The organism is Streptomyces parvulus, from assembly GCF_014648855.1.
GTDB lineage: Bacteria > Actinomycetota > Actinomycetes > Streptomycetales > Streptomycetaceae > Streptomyces > Streptomyces parvulus.
Genome location: NZ_BMRX01000017.1, coordinates 1 through 16,690 on the forward strand (window position 1 = coordinate 1; position 16,690 = coordinate 16,690).

At 69.6% G+C, this 16,690-nt stretch carries 18 protein-coding genes; 10 read left to right on the forward strand and 8 right to left on the reverse strand.

The annotated features are described in order from the left end of the window. On the forward strand, window positions 1-978 hold a 978-nt coding region (locus IE108_RS29225), incomplete at its 5' end, for a sulfate adenylyltransferase subunit 1 (RefSeq protein ID WP_189397788.1). A gap of 19 nt (window positions 979-997) precedes the next feature. Here the strand turns inward: IE108_RS29225 and IE108_RS29230 are convergent. Together IE108_RS29230 and IE108_RS29235 are read right to left on the reverse strand one after the other, a co-directional pair. Then, window positions 998-1,714, reverse strand: a complete 717-nt coding sequence (locus IE108_RS29230; RefSeq protein ID WP_159394655.1) for a response regulator transcription factor — start codon at window positions 1,712-1,714, stop codon at window positions 998-1,000. A 169-nt stretch (window positions 1,715-1,883) separates the two neighbouring features. After that, window positions 1,884-2,177: a hypothetical protein gene (locus tag IE108_RS29235; protein ID WP_159394656.1), complete on the reverse strand. Its 294-nt coding sequence runs from the start codon at window positions 2,175-2,177 to the stop codon at window positions 1,884-1,886. A gap of 134 nt (window positions 2,178-2,311) precedes the next feature. Here IE108_RS29235 and IE108_RS29240 point away from each other — a divergent pair, with 134 nt between their 5' ends. The 6 genes from IE108_RS29240 to IE108_RS29265 all read left to right on the forward strand — a co-directional run bounded on the left by IE108_RS29240 (window position 2,312) and on the right by IE108_RS29265 (window position 7,452). After that, window positions 2,312-3,307 carry a helix-turn-helix domain-containing protein gene (locus tag IE108_RS29240; RefSeq protein WP_064732164.1) on the forward strand — a complete coding sequence of 332 codons (996 nt, stop codon included), beginning with the start codon at window positions 2,312-2,314 and terminating at the stop codon, window positions 3,305-3,307. 432 nt (window positions 3,308-3,739) lie between these two features. Further along, window positions 3,740-4,468, forward strand: a complete 729-nt coding sequence (locus IE108_RS29245; protein WP_064732165.1) for a 4'-phosphopantetheinyl transferase family protein — start codon at window positions 3,740-3,742, stop codon at window positions 4,466-4,468. A gap of 149 nt (window positions 4,469-4,617) precedes the next feature. Then, on the forward strand, window positions 4,618-4,776 hold the full coding sequence (locus IE108_RS29250) for a hypothetical protein (RefSeq protein WP_159394657.1): 159 nt from the start codon (window positions 4,618-4,620) through the stop codon (window positions 4,774-4,776). A 239-nt stretch (window positions 4,777-5,015) separates the two neighbouring features. Next, window positions 5,016-5,690 carry a DUF4097 family beta strand repeat-containing protein gene (locus IE108_RS29255; protein WP_064732166.1) on the forward strand — a complete coding sequence of 225 codons (675 nt, stop codon included), beginning with the start codon at window positions 5,016-5,018 and terminating at the stop codon, window positions 5,688-5,690. A gap of 11 nt (window positions 5,691-5,701) precedes the next feature. Next, complete coding sequence (locus tag IE108_RS29260; RefSeq protein ID WP_189397789.1) at window positions 5,702-6,670, forward strand: ATP-binding cassette domain-containing protein; 969 nt, start codon at window positions 5,702-5,704, stop codon at window positions 6,668-6,670. After that, window positions 6,667-7,452: an ABC transporter permease gene (locus tag IE108_RS29265; RefSeq protein ID WP_064732168.1), complete on the forward strand. Its 786-nt coding sequence runs from the start codon at window positions 6,667-6,669 to the stop codon at window positions 7,450-7,452. The genes IE108_RS29260 and IE108_RS29265 overlap by 4 nt, the downstream gene beginning before the upstream one ends. Window positions 7,453-7,549: 97 nt before the next feature. Here IE108_RS29265 and IE108_RS29270 read toward each other — a convergent pair whose 3' ends face one another. The 3 genes from IE108_RS29270 to IE108_RS29280 are packed head-to-tail and all read right to left on the reverse strand — an operon-like array spanning window position 7,550 to window position 10,580. Next, a complete protein-coding gene (locus IE108_RS29270) occupies window positions 7,550-7,951 on the reverse strand; it encodes a DUF6009 family protein (protein ID WP_064732169.1) in 402 nt (133 codons plus the stop codon). Next, window positions 7,948-9,474: a DNA primase family protein gene (locus IE108_RS29275; protein WP_064732170.1), complete on the reverse strand. Its 1,527-nt coding sequence runs from the start codon at window positions 9,472-9,474 to the stop codon at window positions 7,948-7,950. Before IE108_RS29275 ends, IE108_RS29270 begins: the two co-directional genes overlap by 4 nt. After that, the gene (locus IE108_RS29280) at window positions 9,471-10,580 is read right to left on the reverse strand and encodes a bifunctional DNA primase/polymerase (RefSeq protein WP_079163888.1); all 1,110 of its coding nucleotides are present in this window, start codon (window positions 10,578-10,580) and stop codon (window positions 9,471-9,473) included. The genes IE108_RS29275 and IE108_RS29280 overlap by 4 nt, the downstream gene beginning before the upstream one ends. Before the next feature lie 562 nt (window positions 10,581-11,142). Between IE108_RS29280 and IE108_RS29285 the strand changes: the two genes are divergently transcribed. The 3 genes from IE108_RS29285 to IE108_RS29295 all read left to right on the forward strand — a co-directional run bounded on the left by IE108_RS29285 (window position 11,143) and on the right by IE108_RS29295 (window position 14,649). Continuing rightward, window positions 11,143-11,952, forward strand: coding sequence for a hypothetical protein (locus tag IE108_RS29285; RefSeq protein WP_229852504.1), 810 nt, complete (start codon window positions 11,143-11,145; stop codon window positions 11,950-11,952). 172 nt (window positions 11,953-12,124) lie between these two features. Further along, the gene (locus tag IE108_RS29290; protein ID WP_064732171.1) at window positions 12,125-13,387 is read left to right on the forward strand and encodes a ParA family protein; all 1,263 of its coding nucleotides are present in this window, start codon (window positions 12,125-12,127) and stop codon (window positions 13,385-13,387) included. Continuing rightward, entirely contained in the window at window positions 13,384-14,649 is a 1,266-nt protein-coding gene (locus IE108_RS29295) for a ParB/RepB/Spo0J family partition protein (protein ID WP_064732172.1), read from the forward strand. Before IE108_RS29290 ends, IE108_RS29295 begins: the two co-directional genes overlap by 4 nt. Before the next feature lie 29 nt (window positions 14,650-14,678). On the opposite strand, the gene IE108_RS29300 is transcribed toward IE108_RS29295, so the two are convergent. The 3 genes from IE108_RS29300 to IE108_RS29310 all read right to left on the reverse strand — a co-directional run bounded on the left by IE108_RS29300 (window position 14,679) and on the right by IE108_RS29310 (window position 16,619). Further along, a complete protein-coding gene (locus IE108_RS29300) occupies window positions 14,679-15,617 on the reverse strand; it encodes a tetratricopeptide repeat protein (protein ID WP_107420538.1) in 939 nt (312 codons plus the stop codon). 241 nt (window positions 15,618-15,858) lie between these two features. Further along, window positions 15,859-16,170 carry a hypothetical protein gene (locus tag IE108_RS29305; RefSeq protein WP_064732174.1) on the reverse strand — a complete coding sequence of 104 codons (312 nt, stop codon included), beginning with the start codon at window positions 16,168-16,170 and terminating at the stop codon, window positions 15,859-15,861. Then, a complete protein-coding gene (locus tag IE108_RS29310; RefSeq protein ID WP_064732175.1) occupies window positions 16,167-16,619 on the reverse strand; it encodes a MarR family transcriptional regulator in 453 nt (150 codons plus the stop codon). Before IE108_RS29310 ends, IE108_RS29305 begins: the two co-directional genes overlap by 4 nt. Window positions 16,620-16,690 lie beyond the last annotated feature (71 nt).

A 16,690-nucleotide genomic window follows, 5' to 3' on the forward strand; every position in this document is an offset into this window, starting at 1 on the left:
GTGCAGTACACGCGGAACATGGTCACCGGCGCCTCCACCGCCGAGCTGACCGTCATCCTCGTCGACGCCCGCAACGGCGTCGTCGAACAGACCCGCCGGCACGCCGCCATCGCCGCCCTGCTGCGCGTCCCGCACGTCGTCCTCGCCGTCAACAAGATGGACCTCGTCGACTACCGCGAGCCCGTCTTCGCCGCCATCGCCGAGGAGTTCACGGCGTACGCCACGGAACTGGGCGTGCCGGAGGTCACCACGATCCCGATCTCGGCACTCGCCGGGGACAACGTGGTCGAACCGTCGGCCGTCATGGACTGGTACGGCGGCCCGACGGTCCTGGAGCACCTGGAGACCGTCTCCACCGGGACCCGGCCCGACGACGGTCCCGCGCGCATCCCGGTGCAGTACGTGATCCGGCCGCAGACCGCCCACCACCGCGACTACCGCGGCTACGCCGGGCAGATAGCTTCCGGCGTCGTCCGCGTCGGGGATCCGGTGACCGTGCTGCCCGAAGGCCGCACCAGCACCATCGAGGCACTCGACCTGCTGGGCGAGGAGGTGGACGCCGCCTGGGCACCGCAATCGGTGACCGTGCGGCTCAGCGACGACATCGACGTCTCGCGCGGCGACCTGATCGCTGTGACGGGCTCGGTTCCCGAGGTCACCAGGCGGGCGGCCGCGGTCGCCTGCCACGTGGCGGACCGTCCCCTCGTCGTCGGTCAACGGGTGCTGCTGCGGCACACCACCCGGACGGTCAGGGCGGTCGTCGACGCGATCCCTTCGCGGCTCACCCTGGACGACCTCTCCGAACACGCGGAGCCCGGGAGGCTGAACGCGAACGACATCGGCCGGGTCTCGGTCCGGACGGCCGAACCGATTGCCCTGGACCGGTACGCGGACTCACGGTGTACCGGGTCCTTCCTGTTGATCGACCCCGCCGACGGAGCCACCCTCACGGCTTGCATGGCCGACGGCATCGGATGAACACCCGGGCGGCCGCCCGTCAGACCAGGCCGGCGTTGACGGCGCTGACCACGGCAGCCGTCCGGTTGGGGGCGTCGAACTTGGCCAGTACGGAGCCGACCAGGCGCTTCGCCCCGTGGGTGGAGATGGTCAGGGCGCGGGCTATCTGCTTGTTGCTCATGCCGCTGGCCATGAGCTGGAGCGTCTCGTTCTCCCTCGGGGTGAGGGTGGTGACGCGTGGGTGGGTCCGGGGGGCCTGGATGCGGTGCATGCTCAGCAGTTCCCTGGCCAGCTTGGGGGGCATGGGCACCTCGCCGGCCAGGGTTCGTTCGATCGCGTTGGCCAGCCCGTCCTGTGAGAGGTCGGTCAGGGACAGGAACCCGTCGCCGGGCAGGTCGCCGAAGGCTGAGCGGCGGTCCTGCACGGGGTCGCCGACCACGAGGACGGGGGGCAGCGGGTGGGCCTTGTCGTCCTGGGCGTCCCCCAGGAGGTGCCACTGGTCGGACGTGACGATCAGGACGTCCAGGCTGCCGGGTCCGTAGGGCTTGTGCAGCGTGTCCGGGTCGAGTTGCAGCACGGTGCCGATGCCGGGTGTCCTGCTCAGGAGCGCTTCGAGTCCGGCGACGATCACAGGGCCGGCGACGAGCAGGGCTACGTTCCTTCGGCCGTCCCGGTGTCCGGCGTCCAGGGCGTCTTGGTCCGCTTCCCGAAGGGAGTCGACGGGGAGGGCGGACGGTGAGGGCAGTGTCTCCAGCATCGAGGCGGCTTTCTCATCAACGGAGAGGCGGAACCGGCGGAGCATGGCTCACGTCGGCTCCGCGGCTCTTCTCGACCGGCAGGGTTGACATCCAGTTTTTGGCGGGCGGGACGGTCGCGGAAGTCCGTCGGGCGGGCCGGATCCGGCACTGGCCGGTTGAGGCCCCGCCCTAGTGGCCGAGGGGGCCGGTGACCAGGGCCGCTTCGCAGCGCTCGACGGCGCAGCCCGCGAACGCGTCGGAGCGCAGGGCGCGCAGCGTCAGCCGCAGGGCCGCCTGCTCCGCGTCGGCCAGGGCGATCGAGGAGAAGAACAGGCCGAGCGTGTGGCGCCCCGATGCCTGCCGGGCCACGCTGACGTGCTCCAGGCGGTCGCCCGGTTCCGCGTAGGCCATGAGGTGCGTGGACGCGTCGTCCAGGGGCGCCCGACCATCGTTCGAGCGTAGCTGTACATGTACTAGATGCATGCAGGCGACGATCCTTGAGCTGGTCACGGCCGGCAAGTAGCTCCTCATGGACGGATCCGGCAACGACCGCAAGAGGCCCTCGGCAGTCGCAGCCGTCCGCCGTGATCCTTCAAGTCTGAATCGCGGAGGCTCTGATGCTCGGTTTGCTGGGGTTGGACGCATCGGCCGAGGAGGTGTACCGGGCGATGCTCGCGCACCCGGGCAAGGGGGTGGCCGAGCTGGCCGAGGCCCTCGGGATGCCGGAGCGGGACATCAGGTCGTCGCTGGACCGGCTGCACGAGCTGTCGCTGGTGCGTTCCTCGCACGCGCAGGCGTTGCGTGCGGTCGGCCCGGAACTGGGGATGGAGATCCTCCTGGCCCGGCAGCAGGCGGAGTTGGCCGCGCAGCAGCAGCGGGTGGAGGCCTCTCGCGCCGCCGCGGCGCAGTTGATCGCGCAGTTCGCGGAGCAGGGTTCGTCGGCGGGGCAGCCGGACGTGGAGCATCTCACCGGGATCGACCAGATCAGGGAGAAGCTGGCGGTGCTGACGCACCGGGTGCGTGCGGAGGTCATGACGCTCGCTCCCAACGGCGCGCACACGCCGGAGAGTCTGCGGGCCGCCAAGCCGCTGGACGGCGAGTTGCTGGGCCGCGGGGTCCGGATGCGGACCGTCTATCTGGACAGCGTGCGCAACAGCCCGCACACCGTGGAGTACGCCGAGTGGCTGGCGGAGCGCGGCGGGCAGGTCCGTACCGCCCCGTCGCTGCCGGTGCGCATGGTCATCGTGGACCGGGAGAGCGCGGTGATCCCGGTGCGTGCCGAGGCCTCGTGCGAGGCGGCCGTGGTGCTGACGGGCCAGGGCACGCTGACGGCCCTGTGCGCCCTCTTCGACGGGGTGTGGGCGTCCGCCGTCGACCTCGGCGAGGCGGGGCGGCGGGACGAGTCGGGGTTGAGTGCGCAGGAGCGGGAGGTGCTCAACTCCTTGTACCGGGGGATGACGGACGAGTCGATCGCCAAGCGGCTGGGTGTCTCACCGCGTACGGCGCGTCGGGTGGCCAACGACATGATGGAGCGTCTGGGTGCGCGCAGCCGCTTCCAGGCCGGGGCGCTCGCGGTGCAGAACGGCTGGCTGCCGTCGGACGCCTCACTGTAGGCGGCGGATCCGACCACCTGCAGGGCTGCCAGTACTGACGACGCATCCGCTTCGGTCGCATTGCGCCACCGGACACCCCGCATGAGCCGGATGGCCCCTGGTCGCGTCCCATCCTTCATCGTGCAACGCCCTGAGCGACAGCCCTCTTTCGGGTATGCCCGATCGGCCAGAGCCCGACGGGCGCCCATTCGCGTCTTGGCCGCGGAAGCGCCGGCGACGAGCCTGTTCACCAGGCACGCGTCGGCGCTTCCGCGTCGTCGGCGCGTACCTGTCGGCAGGTAAGCCACCCCTTGCCTCGCCCTACGGGAAGCGCGTACAGGAAGTGGGGGCGCCCGCGATGGTTCAACTCTTCACTCGCAAGTTGCGTTACTGGATCGCTTCGCGACACTCCAGTTCCCGCCCCGGTACGCCCGGTGCACCCGGGGCTCGTTGGTGACCGCGGCCGAAGACCTGGACATGGAGGGCCCGACGGACGCGGTGCACGTCTGGTACATGGATCTCGACGAGCTGGCGTCCCGCCCGCACCGGCACCTGGAGAGCGCACTCGGTCCCGACGAGCGGGCTCGTCGCGCCGGTTACCCCGAAGCCCGAAGCCGGGCGCGCTTCACGGCGGCCCACGGTGTCCTGCGGCTGCTGCTGGGCCGCTTCCTCGACATGCCGGCCGCCCAGGTGCGTATGCGGTGCGGTCCCATGGGCAAGCCGGCGCTGCTGCCCGGTGCGCCGCCCGTCCACTTCAACCTCTCCCACGCGGGCGGGCACGCGGTCGCCGCCGTGTCGGTCGGCCGGGAAGTCGGGGTCGACCTCGACCGGCCCCGGGAGGGGTTTCCCCTGGAGTCGTTCGCCCGCCGCTACTTTCCCCCGTCCGAAAGCGACTTGGTGCTCCGTGCCCCCCGAGAGGAGCGGATGCGCGTCTTCCTGACCTTGTGGACCCGCAAGGAAGCACTGGTCAAGGCCGCCGGATCGGGCATCGCCCTGGGGGTGGGCCAGCCGGTAGGGGGCACTGAGGACTCGGTCGTGGTGACGGCGGCTCAGCACCGGTTGCGGGGCACCTGGCGCATCCGGGCCCTCTCCCCGCCCTTCGGCGTCGGCGCCGTCGCTCTGGCTCACAGCCGTCCCTTTCGTGTCATCGCCCACGGCTGGGCCGCCAACGAGGGTGCCTGAACCGGGCCCCTCCCCCGCCGACGGCCGGTTCCGGCCCGCGCGGACGGAACCGGCAACGGCCGCTTCCGTCCGCCGGGAACGCCTTCCGCAGCCGATGACGCCTCGACAAGACTTGGACTCATCACCAAGCGAGTTTCGAGGAGTTCACCATGTCCCGTCGTGTCCGAGCCGCCTTCCGCAGCCGTTTCGCCGTCGCCGCGCTCGTCGTCCTCGGGGCCCTCGGCGTCCACGCCGCCTCGGCCGGCGCGCCCGCTCCCGCCGCCGGCACCGCCGTGGCGTCCGGCAGCGACTCCATGGTGTGGGACTGATCCCCGTGGTGTGGGACTGACACAGCGCCGCCGTCTCCCCCGCTGTAGCGTTCACTCCCATCTCATTGCAATGAGCGCCGTACGCTACGTTGCATTACCTCTGGCACTGTTGCAATGATTTTAGGCTTGTGAGCTGCACTTCTAACGAATCAGTGCAACTTACGACTTACCAAATCCGTGAATGCAACGTAGCGTTTCTGGTGTCGGAAACAGCGAGTGAAGAACAGAGGGAGCCCGCCATGCCGCAGTACGACACCCCGAACCAGGTCTCGGCCGTGATCGACGTCCCCGCCGGGCACATCCGGTTCATCGCCGCCGACCGGACCGACACCACGGTGGAGGTCCTCCCCGCCGACCCGTCCAAGAGCCGCGACGTGAAGGCCGCCGAGCAGGTCGGCGTCAGCTACGACAAGGGCGTCCTGCGGATCGAGTCCGCTCCGGCCAAGAACCGGGTCCTCGGCACCTCCTCCGGCGCCGTCGAGGTGACCGTCCAACTGCCGGCCGGCTCCAACGTCGAGGGGAAGACGGCCGCCGTCGAACTCCGGGGCGTCGGACGGCTCGGCGACGTCACCTTCGAGAACGCCCAGGGCTCGGTCAAGGTCGACGAGGCCGCCAGCGTCCGGCTGACCGTCCTCGCCGGTGACGTCTCGCTGGGACGGCTGGGCGGTCCCGCCGAGATCACCACCAGCAAGGGCGACATCCGGATCGCCGAGGCCTCACGCGGCACCCTCACCCTGCGCACCGAGCAGGGCGAGATCTCCGTCGGCGCCGCCCGCGGGGTCTCCGCGACCCTCGACGCCGGCACCACCTACGGCCGTGTCAGCAACTCGCTCAAGAACGCCGACGGTGCTGCCGCCGGTCTGACCATCCACGCGACCACCTCCTACGGCGACATCGTCGCCCGCAGCCTCTGAGGAGCATCCCCATGACCAACCCCGCCATCACGGCCCAGGCACTACGCAAGTCCTACGGTGACAAGGTCGTCCTCGACGGCATCGACCTCACCATCCCCGAGGGAACCGTCTTCGCGCTGCTCGGTCCGAACGGGGCGGGCAAGACCACCGTGGTCAAGATCCTCTCGACCCTGATCACCGCCGACGGCGGGGAGGCCCGGGTCGGCGGTCACGACCTCGCCGCCCAGGCGCAGTCGGTACGTGCCGCGATCGGTGTCACCGGCCAGTTCTCCGCGGTGGACGGTCTGATCACCGGCGAGGAGAACATGCTCCTGATGGCCGACCTGAACCACCTGTCCAAGGCGGAGGGCCAGCGGGTCGCCGCCGAACTCCTGGAGCGCTTCGACCTGGTGGAGGCCGCGAAGAAACCCGCCTCGACCTACTCCGGCGGTATGAAGCGGCGTCTGGACATCGCCATGACCCTGGTGGGCGGCCCGCGGATCATCTTCCTCGACGAGCCCACCACCGGCCTCGACCCGCGCTCCCGCCACAACATGTGGAGGATCATCCGCGAGCTCGTCACCGGCGGCACCACGGTCTTCCTCACCACGCAGTACCTGGAGGAGGCCGACGAACTCGCCGACCGCATCGCCGTGCTCAACGGCGGCCGCATCGTCGCCGAGGGCAGCGCCGACGAACTCAAGCGCCTCGTCCCCGGCGGTCACGTCCGCCTCCGCTTCACCGACCCCGCCGCCCACCGCACCGCCGCCACCGCCCTGCCCGACGCCGCCCGCGACGACGAGGCCCTCACCCTCCAGATCCCCAACGACGGCACCCAGCGCGAACTGCGCGCCGTCCTCGACCACCTCGACACCGCCGGCATCGAAGCCGACGAACTGACCGTCCACACCCCCGACCTCGACGACGTCTTCTTCGCCCTCACCGGCCCCGACACCAGCGTCCCCGCCCAGACCGAGCAGCCCAAGGAGACCGTCCGATGAGCACCCTCTCCCTCGCCGTCCGCGACTCGACCACCATGCTCCGCCGCAACCTCCTCCACGCCCGGCGCTACCCCTCCCTCACCCTCAACCTGCTGCTCACCCCCGTGATGCTGCTCCTGCTCTTCGTCTACATCTTCGGCGACACCATGAGCGCGGGGATCGGCGGCGGAGACCGCTCCGACTACATCGCCTACCTCGTCCCGGGCGTCCTGCTGATGACCATCGGCAGCACCACGATCGGCACCGCCGTCTCCGTCTCCAACGACATGACCGAGGGGATCATCGCCCGCTTCCGCACCATGGCCATCCACCGCGGCTCGGTGCTCATCGGGCACGTCATCGGCAGCGTCCTGCAGGCCATCATCAGCGTGGTCCTCGTCGGGCTCATCGCGCTGGCCATGGGCTTCCGCTCCACCGACGCCACGGCCCTGGAGTGGCTGGCGGCCTTCGGAGTGCTCGCGTTCTTCACTCTGGCCCTCACCTGGATCGCCGTGGGCATGGGCATGGGCAGCCCCAACGCCGAGGCCGCCAGCAACAGCGCCATGCCGCTGATCCTGCTGCCGCTCATCTCCAGCGCCTTCGTGCCGATCGACGCGATGCCCGGCTGGTTCCAGCCGATCGCCGAGTACCAGCCCTTCACCCCGGCCATCGAGACCCTGCGCGGCCTGCTCCTCGGCACCGAGATCGGCCACAACGGATGGCTCGCCCTCGCCTGGTGCCTGGCCCTCACCGTCCTCGGCTACCGCTGGTCCCAGGCGCAGTTCAACCGCGACCCCAAGTAAGCGGCATGCGTGCCCGCACCACCCCCGACCACCCACCACCCGAGGAGTCGCAGCACTTAGGAGGGCCCCGGCCACGGCCGAGGGCCCTCCTTTCGTTTCACAGCGGCAGCGTTATGCCCAGCTGCTGCATGGCACTGGAGGGCGGCCCGCCCTCCGAGCGCTCGGTCTTGTACCCCTTGACGCGAGCCTCCAGGGTGCGCGGGTCCACGGCCTCGGCGGGAGCGCTCTTGGCGTAGAGGCCACCGGGCTGACTGTCGCGGTCGTGCGGCAGCAGCCAGAACACGCGCCGGCGGAAAGTGCCGGAGGCCCGGGAGGCCTTGGCCGTGGGGCCCAGGATCGCGTAGCCGACCATGCGCCCGTCGCGGTGGTAGGCGGGTTTGCCTTTCCGGGTCGGCAGTCGGTCCAGGCTTTGGCGAACGTAGTCGAGGTCGTCGATGTCCTCCAGCCAGACCAACTGGCCTTCGTGACTGATCTCGTCCTCGGTGATCAGGGAGCTCATGCGCCTGCAGCCCTTTCCTGGTCCGTGAGCAGGCCGATGCCTGGGTAGTGCTTGCGCTGGTTGGAAAGGATCATCTCCTTGGGCGAGGCCAGTCCCACGAGTTCCCGGGTCCGGGCCGCGAACGCCCTTGAGGACATGACCGGTGCCCCTTCATTCTGGCACCAGGTCTTGTAGGCGGCGTAGAGCGCCGTCTGTTCCGCTCGGAGGTCATGGCCGAGTACACAACTCTCCTCGTAGAAGCGGCCGGTGTGGTCCTCGGTCTCCGCGTACGCGGTGGTGGCGATGCGTACGCGCTCCGGGCCGGTGAGGTCTCGGTCGCCCGCGAGATAGTGCCGCGCGCCGTCGATGAGCCAGCCCAGGATGCCGGGTCCCTCCTCGGTGACAAGGATGTCGGCCAGGTTGTCGATCTTCCGGTGGTCGGGGACGACGCGTTCGAAGGGGATCAGGCGCATGCGGCGCCAGAACGCGAAGCCGCCGGTGCCCACCTCGGGCCGGTGGTTGCCCAGCAGCCAGAGCTTGTGCGTCGGCTCGAAGCTGAAGAAGTCCTGCCGCATCCGCCGGGCCTTGATCCGGTCCCCGCCCGTCAGCAGCTTCACCCGCGCCTCGTCGAACCGGTCCCCCGGCTTGACCTCGGAACACACGATCACCCGACGCCCGTGCAACTCCGCCAGATCGGTGGGATGCCCCTCATAGGGACGGGCCATCAGGAAGCCGGGGGGCGCCGCGTCCGCGTAGTCCCCCAGGAGCTTCATGAGCACGTCCAGGAGGACGGACTTGCCGTTCTTGCCGGAGCCGAAGAGGAACGGCAGGATCTGGCCGCCGACGTCACCGGTGACCGAGTACCCCAGCAGAAGCTGGAGGTAGTCGATCATCTCCCGCCCCTCGGCGTCGTCGCCGAAGGTGTCGGTCAGGAACCTCTCCCAGCGCGGGGTGGTCTGGTGCAGGGGGCCCACGGCGGTGGAGCGGGAGTGGAAGTCCTTGTTGGGGTCGGGCGCCTTGATCAGTCCGGTGCGCAGGTCGACGATGCCGTCCGGCGTGCACAACGCGTACGGATCCGCGTCCAGACGAGCCGCGTTCAGCACCATCCCCGGCGCCGACCTCGCCTGCGCCAGCATGGCGTTGATGCCCGTGGTGGACAGGGCCCGGCGGCGGTGGGTCTGCAGCGCGGTGGTCGTGAAGGTGCCCCGCGGGTCGTGGGTGGCGATGCTCTCGGCGAGGTCGCCGGCGGCCCACAGCACGGTGTCGTCCTCGTCCATCTGCCAACGGGTGGTGTCCCAGCGATACCAGCCGATGCCGGGGACATGCCGGTAGTCGTTGGCGTAGAGCCTCACGAAGAGCTTCGCGTTGCCCCGGTCGGACAGCGTGTCGGGCAGCAGCCCGTCGGCCGTGGCCTCCCCCACCGGGGTGGGGTGGGAGCCGGACTGGGCGGGGCGGGGCACCGCCGCGGTGCCCTGTGCGCGGATCTGCGCGGCGACGGCTTCCGGGTTGAACTCGAAGAGCGTTTCGGGCCGGGGGGACGTCACTGGCGCCTCCCGTTGTCGTGGAGTGGCCGGTTGAGGCCTGCGGTGAGGCCGCTGCGGATGATCTGCTCGATGCGGCGCTCCTGTCCGGGGCGGGCCGCGGCCGCGGTCTGCGTCAGGGCCTGCTCGGCTTCCTCCCGGAGCAGACGGCCCGCGGCGACGAGCCCGCCCAGCGTGTACGAGGCGCGGTTGAGCGTGTCGGAGAAGCCCGCGCCCTCGGGGACCTGTCCGCAGGCCTCGACCGGCGCCAGGACGGCGGCGAGGATGTGCTGCTCCCGTCCGCCGCCCGCGGCGAGGACGGCCTGCCGGGCCCGGGGCGGGACCGGTCTGGGGGCGGGGATGTTGGCGGCGGGGAGGTGGCCGGTGCGTTCCAGTTCCTGAGCGAGCCACAGCGGCAGTGCCGCAGGTTCGCGCACGCTGCCGAGAGGGGTGTAGACGCCCTGCCGGGTGGCGGTGCCGGGGGCGATGATGTAGCTGCCGTGGGCGCGGACGTCGACCTGCCAGGCCAGCGCCCGCCCGGCGCCGGAGCCCACCGAGGACTGCCAGCGGCGGCCGTCACCGACCCGGTACCAGACGTGGAGGCCTCCGGAGGGGGTGCGCACGCGCAGCGTGGACTCGTCCTCCGCCGGGCTGGGCCTGCCCCGCAGGGCGGCCAGGACGGCCAGGGTGTGGAATCCGTTGGCCAGTCCGGTGAGGTCGATGTGGTCGGCGATCGGGATGCCGGGCAGGATCCGGTCCCGCGTGGGCGGCTGGACGGGGTGGGCGTCGATGTCGATGACGACCAGGCCGGCTCGGCCGCAGGAGACCCCGATGCCGAACTTGGGGTTACTCCCCCACCACTGCTGGATGCGCTCCTGGTCGAGCGTCGCGGAGTGAAAGCCGTGGCACCAGCGACCCGCGGGGATGCAGGGGCAGTCGGTGTGGGGATGCGGATTGTCCCGACAGTCGCTGCAGTTGGCGACGGGGATCTTGAGACCGGCGGCCAGGGGGTGAACGGGCCAGCCTCGGCGGGCACACCACCGCGCGGTCGCCAGAGACAGCTCAGCGACTGGAGCCTCAGGGGCGGGCCCCCGTGAGTCGCTGCGGGAAAGGTGCAGCTCAGCAGGCATCTCTCTCCCCCATCAGCGACTGAAGCGACTCAACGATGGACACAGACTAGCGAACGTGTCCTGTGAGGTCATGGAGCCTGGGGAAAACTCCTGTGCCGCCGTGTCGGTGCGGTCTCTGAGGGGTTCCAGCGACCGAGACTCAGAGCGCAGCGACCGAGGGGCTTTGGGTCGCTGTTTGGGTCGCTTGAAAAAACCGCAGGTCACAGTGCATGCAAGAGATCAATTAGCGACTGAAGCGACTGAAGGCTTCTATATATAACGCACACACGCGCACACGAATGTCCTCATATACCCGTACCTTGAGTCGCTTCAGTCGCTACTACGCTGAGGCACCCCCTCTGACCTGGGCTTTTGTAGTAACTGAAGGCAGCGACTGAAGAGTCGCTGAGTAGCTGTTCTTCAGTCTCAGAGCCGTGTCGGGGTTCTGAGGGGGCAGCGACCGTAGCTACCGAAGCGACTCAACGGGAGCGAAGCACCCGTCAGGACCCGGGACTCCAGAGGCGAGGCGCCCACTGGCGTTTCACAGTCTGTGAATCGCCTCGGAGCGGGGCAGGCTGTTCTCATGGCATCCCGCAGCAAACGTTCCACCGACCCGACCAAGCCCCTGGTCAGGCCGGCCAGAAGCGTCGGCCCGCTGGACGCCCCCGCCCTCGTCGGCCAACTGCGCTCACTGCACGAGGAAGCCGAGGACCCCGCCGTTGAACGCATGCCGGCGGACGACGAGATCTACGGCGCACTCCTCTACGTGGAGAAGCACGCGGGCTCGCTGCGAGGCTTGGCTCCCGAGAAGCAGAAGGCCGCCGCCCTGACCCGCGTACTGCTCTGGGAGTTCCTCGGCGAACGACTGCATGTCCACCAGAGCACGGCGGTCGAGGCCGCCCGTGCCGCCGGTGCCGAATGGAGGGAGCTGGCTCCGGCCTTGGCCGTCGGCGCGTCGAACGCCGCGTACAACAAGGCCCTGCGCCTGAGGGCCGTCTCGCTGGCCGACGCCGGACCGGAAGGGGAACCGGTCCGGCGCACCCCCGAGGCGGTCCGCCGGGCCGAACGCTGCATCGCCGAACAGCGGGCGGCCGAGCAGCGGGCGCAGACCGCCGCCCGGCAACGGCACCATCTCCTCGCTCGGAGCGCTCAACGTCTCCTGGACCAACAGGACGGCCTGGTCCTGGACGAGGACGCCGAGTACTGGCTCGGTGAAGTGGCGGAGGTACTCCCCCACTGCGATACGCCCACGCAGATGCTGGGGCTCAGCCGGTATCTGAGCGCCGCGCTGCGCGCCCTCCGTCGGCTGGAGCAGCACTCCGGCAAGCCGATGGCCCGGACCCGTGAGGCTCATGCCGCCTGTGCGGCGGTCGCCGCGGCCCTGGCGGAGTAGCTCCCGAGTAGCCATGGCCTCCTCCCGGGCTATTACGTCGTAATAGCCCGCCTCACAGACCGGGTCGGCGAGCAAGCTATTACGACGTAATAGCCCCAACGGCATCCAACACCCCCTGCTTGGTAACGTGTCGGTGCCGCAAAGGATCATGGACGTTAGTAAGGTGACCCCCATGAGTTCTCCAGCCACCTCCAGCGACCGCGAGAAGGTCGTCTCCAAGCTGCCGGGATGGCTCCGGCAGAACCTCAAGATCAGAGCCGCCCAGCACGGCATCGAGATCCAGGCCGCCGTTGAGCAGGGCATCCGTGACTGGTGCGGTCTGGCCTCCACCACGGCGACCGTCGACACCGCGGGTGCCGACTCCTTCTCCACCTTCCTGCCGCCGGGTCAGTGGGAGGAGTTCCGACAGGTCGTCGCCGATCGCCGCATCTCCCTGATCCAGGGACTCGCCCAGTCCGTGCAACTGTGGCTCGACTCCAACCCGGCCCCGGACGTCGACCGCCCGGAGATCACCCGGCGCATCATCGTGTGCAACCAGAAGGGTGGCGTCGGCAAGACAGCCATTACCGCCGGCCTGGGTGAGGCCCTCGCCGAAGACCCCAACGCGCTCCATGCCGTTCAGATCGCCAAGGCACTCGCCAAGGCCCTGCGTGCCAGCGACACCGAAGGGGGCGAGTCGCCGAGCAGCGACCCGCTCGACATCGAGAATCTTCCCGGTCTCGGACTGCGCGTCCTCCTCGTCGACTTCGACCCGCAGTGCCACCTCACCAACCAGCTCGGTGGCAGTCCCCTGCCCATGAACGGTGACAGCCTCACCAACCACATGGCAGGCGATCCCAAGGGCGATCTGCGCGACCTCGTCGTCTCCATCGACGACGACAGCTTCAACGGTCGGCTCCACCTTCTGCCCGCCTGCAACGACGCCTTCCTCCTCGACGTGAGACTGTCCGCCGTACGGGCCCGCGAGGCAGCGCTCGAACGAGCCCTCGCCCCGCTGGAGGCCGACTACGACGTCATCGTCGTCGACTGCCCGCCCAGCCTCGGCCTCAGCATGGACGCCGCCTCCTACTACGGCCGGCGCCGCGAAGGGGAGAAGCCCGGACAGTCCGGCGCGCTCATCGTCGTCCAGGCCGAGGACAGCTCCGCCGACGCCTATGACCTGCTCACCACTCAGATCGACGACCTGCGTGGCGACCTCCAGATCGACGTCGACTACCTCGGCATCGTCGTCAACCTCTATGACTCCCGGCGCGGATACATCGCCACCTCCTCACTCCAGGGGTGGGTCGACATAAAGGATCCCCGCGTCGTCGGACTCATCGGAGACCTCAAGGAACAGAAGGAAGCCGTCCGTATGAAGCAGCCACTGCTGTCGTACGCCCCCAAGTCCCAGCAGGCGATCGGCATGCGCGCACTGGCCAGGGAGATCGCATGAGCAAGGCCGACCGACTGGGTGCCGGAAGGTTCGGCGGGGGAGCACGCCCGGTCAGCGCCCGCCGCCAGGCCGTCGCCGCGGCAACCGGGGTCCCGACCGACGGCGTCGCCCCGCCGACCGCGCTGTCTCCGGACCGCATCAGTCTCAACCCCGACAATCCCCGATCCAGCCTCGGTGACCTCACCGATCTGGCGGGCAGCCTCAAGACCCACGGCCAGAAGCAAGCGATCACGATCATGAACCGTGACGCCTACGTCAAGGCCAACCCGGAGCGCGAGGCCGACCTCGAACGCGACACCACGTACGTCGTGATCGACGGCAGCAGCCGACTGGCGGCCGCGCGCGAAGCGGGCCTGGACACCCTCAAGGTCATGGTCAGCGACGACCAGGGCAACACCTCCGAGGAACTCCTCGAGTCGGCCCTCGTCGCCAACATTCACCGCCAGGACCTTGAGGAGCTGGACGAGGCCCGCGCTCTTCAACGGCTTCTGGGCATCCACGGCAGCCAGACCGCGCTGGCCAAGCGGCTTCACCGCTCCCAGGGCTGGGTCTCCCAGCGGCTCGCTCTGCTCAATCTGACCCCCGCGCTCCAGGAGCGGATCAGCGAAGAGCCCATCGATTTGCTGCGGGCCGTGGGCAACAAGCCGGCCGAGCAGCAGGAAGCGGCACTTGAGGCGCTCAAGGAGGAGCGCGCCCGCAAGGACGCGGAGCGGAGGGAACGCAACCGGAAGCCCTCGGTCCCGGAGACACTCCTCAGTGGCCCCGCCACCCCAGAGAGCGGTGGAGTAGGGGAAGAAGCAGAGGGAGGGGACGAGGCAGACAAGGCCGAGGGCTATTACGGCGTAATAGAAGCCGCCCCCGCAGCCGACGTCCGCGGCGCCAAGTACTCCGACGCCAAGGCGCCTGCCGTCAAGGCTCCCGCGGCGATCCCTCAGGCTGGTGCCACGGACACGGACACGGACACCGACACCGACCCTGGCCCTGGCGCGCAGGCGGTTCCGGAGCCGCGGACCGGCAAGCCCGCATCTGGCTCCGGGTCCGGGTCCGGTACGAGCGTCAACGGCGAGCCGCAGCAGGCCCGCAAGGTTCCGTACGACGAGCCCGGTGCCCTCGCCATGCTCCTGGACATCAAGATCGAGAAGGACGACACCTTCTTCGCTCTGCTGCGCTTCCTCAACATGAAGGCGCTGGACCGGGACCGTGCCAGGCTGGAGGAGCTGGCGCGTTCCTTCGCGGAGCAGTCGGCTGGTCGACCGGAGTAGCAGAGAAGACCGACGTCCGCGCGCCCGGCCTAGGCTGCCAGCAGGCCGGCGGCGCGGCGGCGGAAGACCTCCGCGGTACTGGGTTCACCGAGGGTGTCGAGGGTCCGGGCGAAGTCGTCCAGAACGCGGGCGAGTTCGATGCGTTCGTCGGAGCGGCGCAGTTCCGTCGCGGCTCGGGAGAGGGTCGGCAGTCGCCTCTCGGGTTCCTCGGTGGCGGACAGGACCCGCAGTGCGATGCCGCGTTCGCGAGGGCCCGGCGCGGGGGAGGCCAGTTCCTCCATGAGCAGTGCGTGCGCCTGATCCCTTTGACCGAGTCGGAGAAGGGCTTGCGCCAGGTCGCTGCGCCACGGCAGGTAGGGGAGTAGCTGTGTGGTGTGCCGCCGCACCAGCAGGGCGACGCGGGTGAAGGCGGCGAGGGCCTCGTCGGGACGGTCCAGGGCCAGGAGCAGCCGTCCGCGGGCCCGTAGCGGGGGGAGGCCGCTCAGGTCGGGGTTGGCGGCCGGTTCTCCCAGACGCGTGGCCGCCTCCTCGTGGCGTCCCTGTTCGATGAGTGCTTCCGTCAGCAGCGCGATGGCCCAGGAGCCGACCGCAGCCGGCTGGTCGGTACCGTCACCCGCTGCTTCGGCCGCCTCGTACTCGGCGCCGGGGAGGTCGCCGAGGTGGAGCAGCGATTCCGAGCGCAGGGCACCAAATGCCGCTGTCCACGCGGCGGTTCTGGCGCGGTTGCGCAACTCGACGCACCAGAGGGCCACTTGGTGTGGACGTCCGTCGTGCAGCAGGACGCGGGCGGCACGGAAGTGCTCCGGGCCGACGGCGGACTGGCTGGACCGTAGAAGTCGTTCCGCCTCGTCCGGGTCGTCGGAGCCGATCGCGGGGCGGGCGGCGTACCAGCAGGGTGTCCCCTCCCCGGCGAACAGGAAGGACTGTGCCGGTGTTGTGGGCCTTCCGGTCGTCCGGGTATGCGTCATCGGCCCAGTGAACCGGAGGCGGGCGGGACGGGCGATGGTCCTCTACCCGCCCTTGAGCGGTTGTCGACCGGCCCATCCGTAAGGGGCGGCGTACGTACGGGGCTGCAAGGGGAGGGGCGGCTCCCCCGTGACGACGAGCGGTGTTGTCCCAGGAGTCATCGACCACGTCCTGAGCGCCGTACCTCATTAACGTCACGTCAATGAGGTACGGCGCTCAGGACGTGTCGGATTGCGGTGTGCGTCAGGTCGCGCGGCGCAGTGGGACGACGACGTTCTCGCCGAGGTGCTTGGGGTCGAGCCGGTAGTACCTGATGTGGCCGATCTTCTCCGTCTCCTCCAGCCAGCCGGCCTCGATGACCTGCTTACGGGTGCGGGAGAAGACAGGGGGTGCCATGCCCACCAGTTTCGCCAGGTTGGCGGCGGTCTCCAGGATGGCTCCGGACCGGTCGGTGGGGTGCAGGGCGTAGAGCATCACGACGAGTCGTTGGTTGGCGGTCATGCCGACCGTGGCCTTCAGCAGGTTGAGGTTCTTCTGCTTGTCGTCGCTGGTCACTGGGCCTCCCACCGCGAGGGGGTCTTCTTGTCGAAACCGGGGATGTCCGGCGGGTTGCACGCCTTCACCGCGTCGCGCTGCTCCAGCCCTGTCCCGTGGAAGGCAATGTAAGGGCTGATGCGGTAGAGCTTGTAATTGCCAATGCGTCCTCGCACGACCAGGATCCGGTGCTTGACCAGCTTCCTGTTGATTTTCCCCACCGCGTCCGTGGACATGCCCACCCGTTTGCCGATGTCGGCTCCGGTGGCCCTGAGCGGCTCCATCCCCTCGGGGGAGACGCCGATCCACCACAGGACGAGGAACTTCTGGCTCGGTGTGAACGCCTTGGACTCGGTGATCGCCTCGACCCGGGCCTTGTCGACCTGGGTGTGCCTGCCGGAGAAGGCGTACGGCGCGTAAGGGACCGGTTCGCCGGTGTCGGCATCGACCAGCCTGCGTACTGCTCCCAAAGGGCCCTCCACGCGTGGGCTTTGACGGTGTTCGCGGCAGACGGCCCAGGGGCCGACCAAATGAACATAAC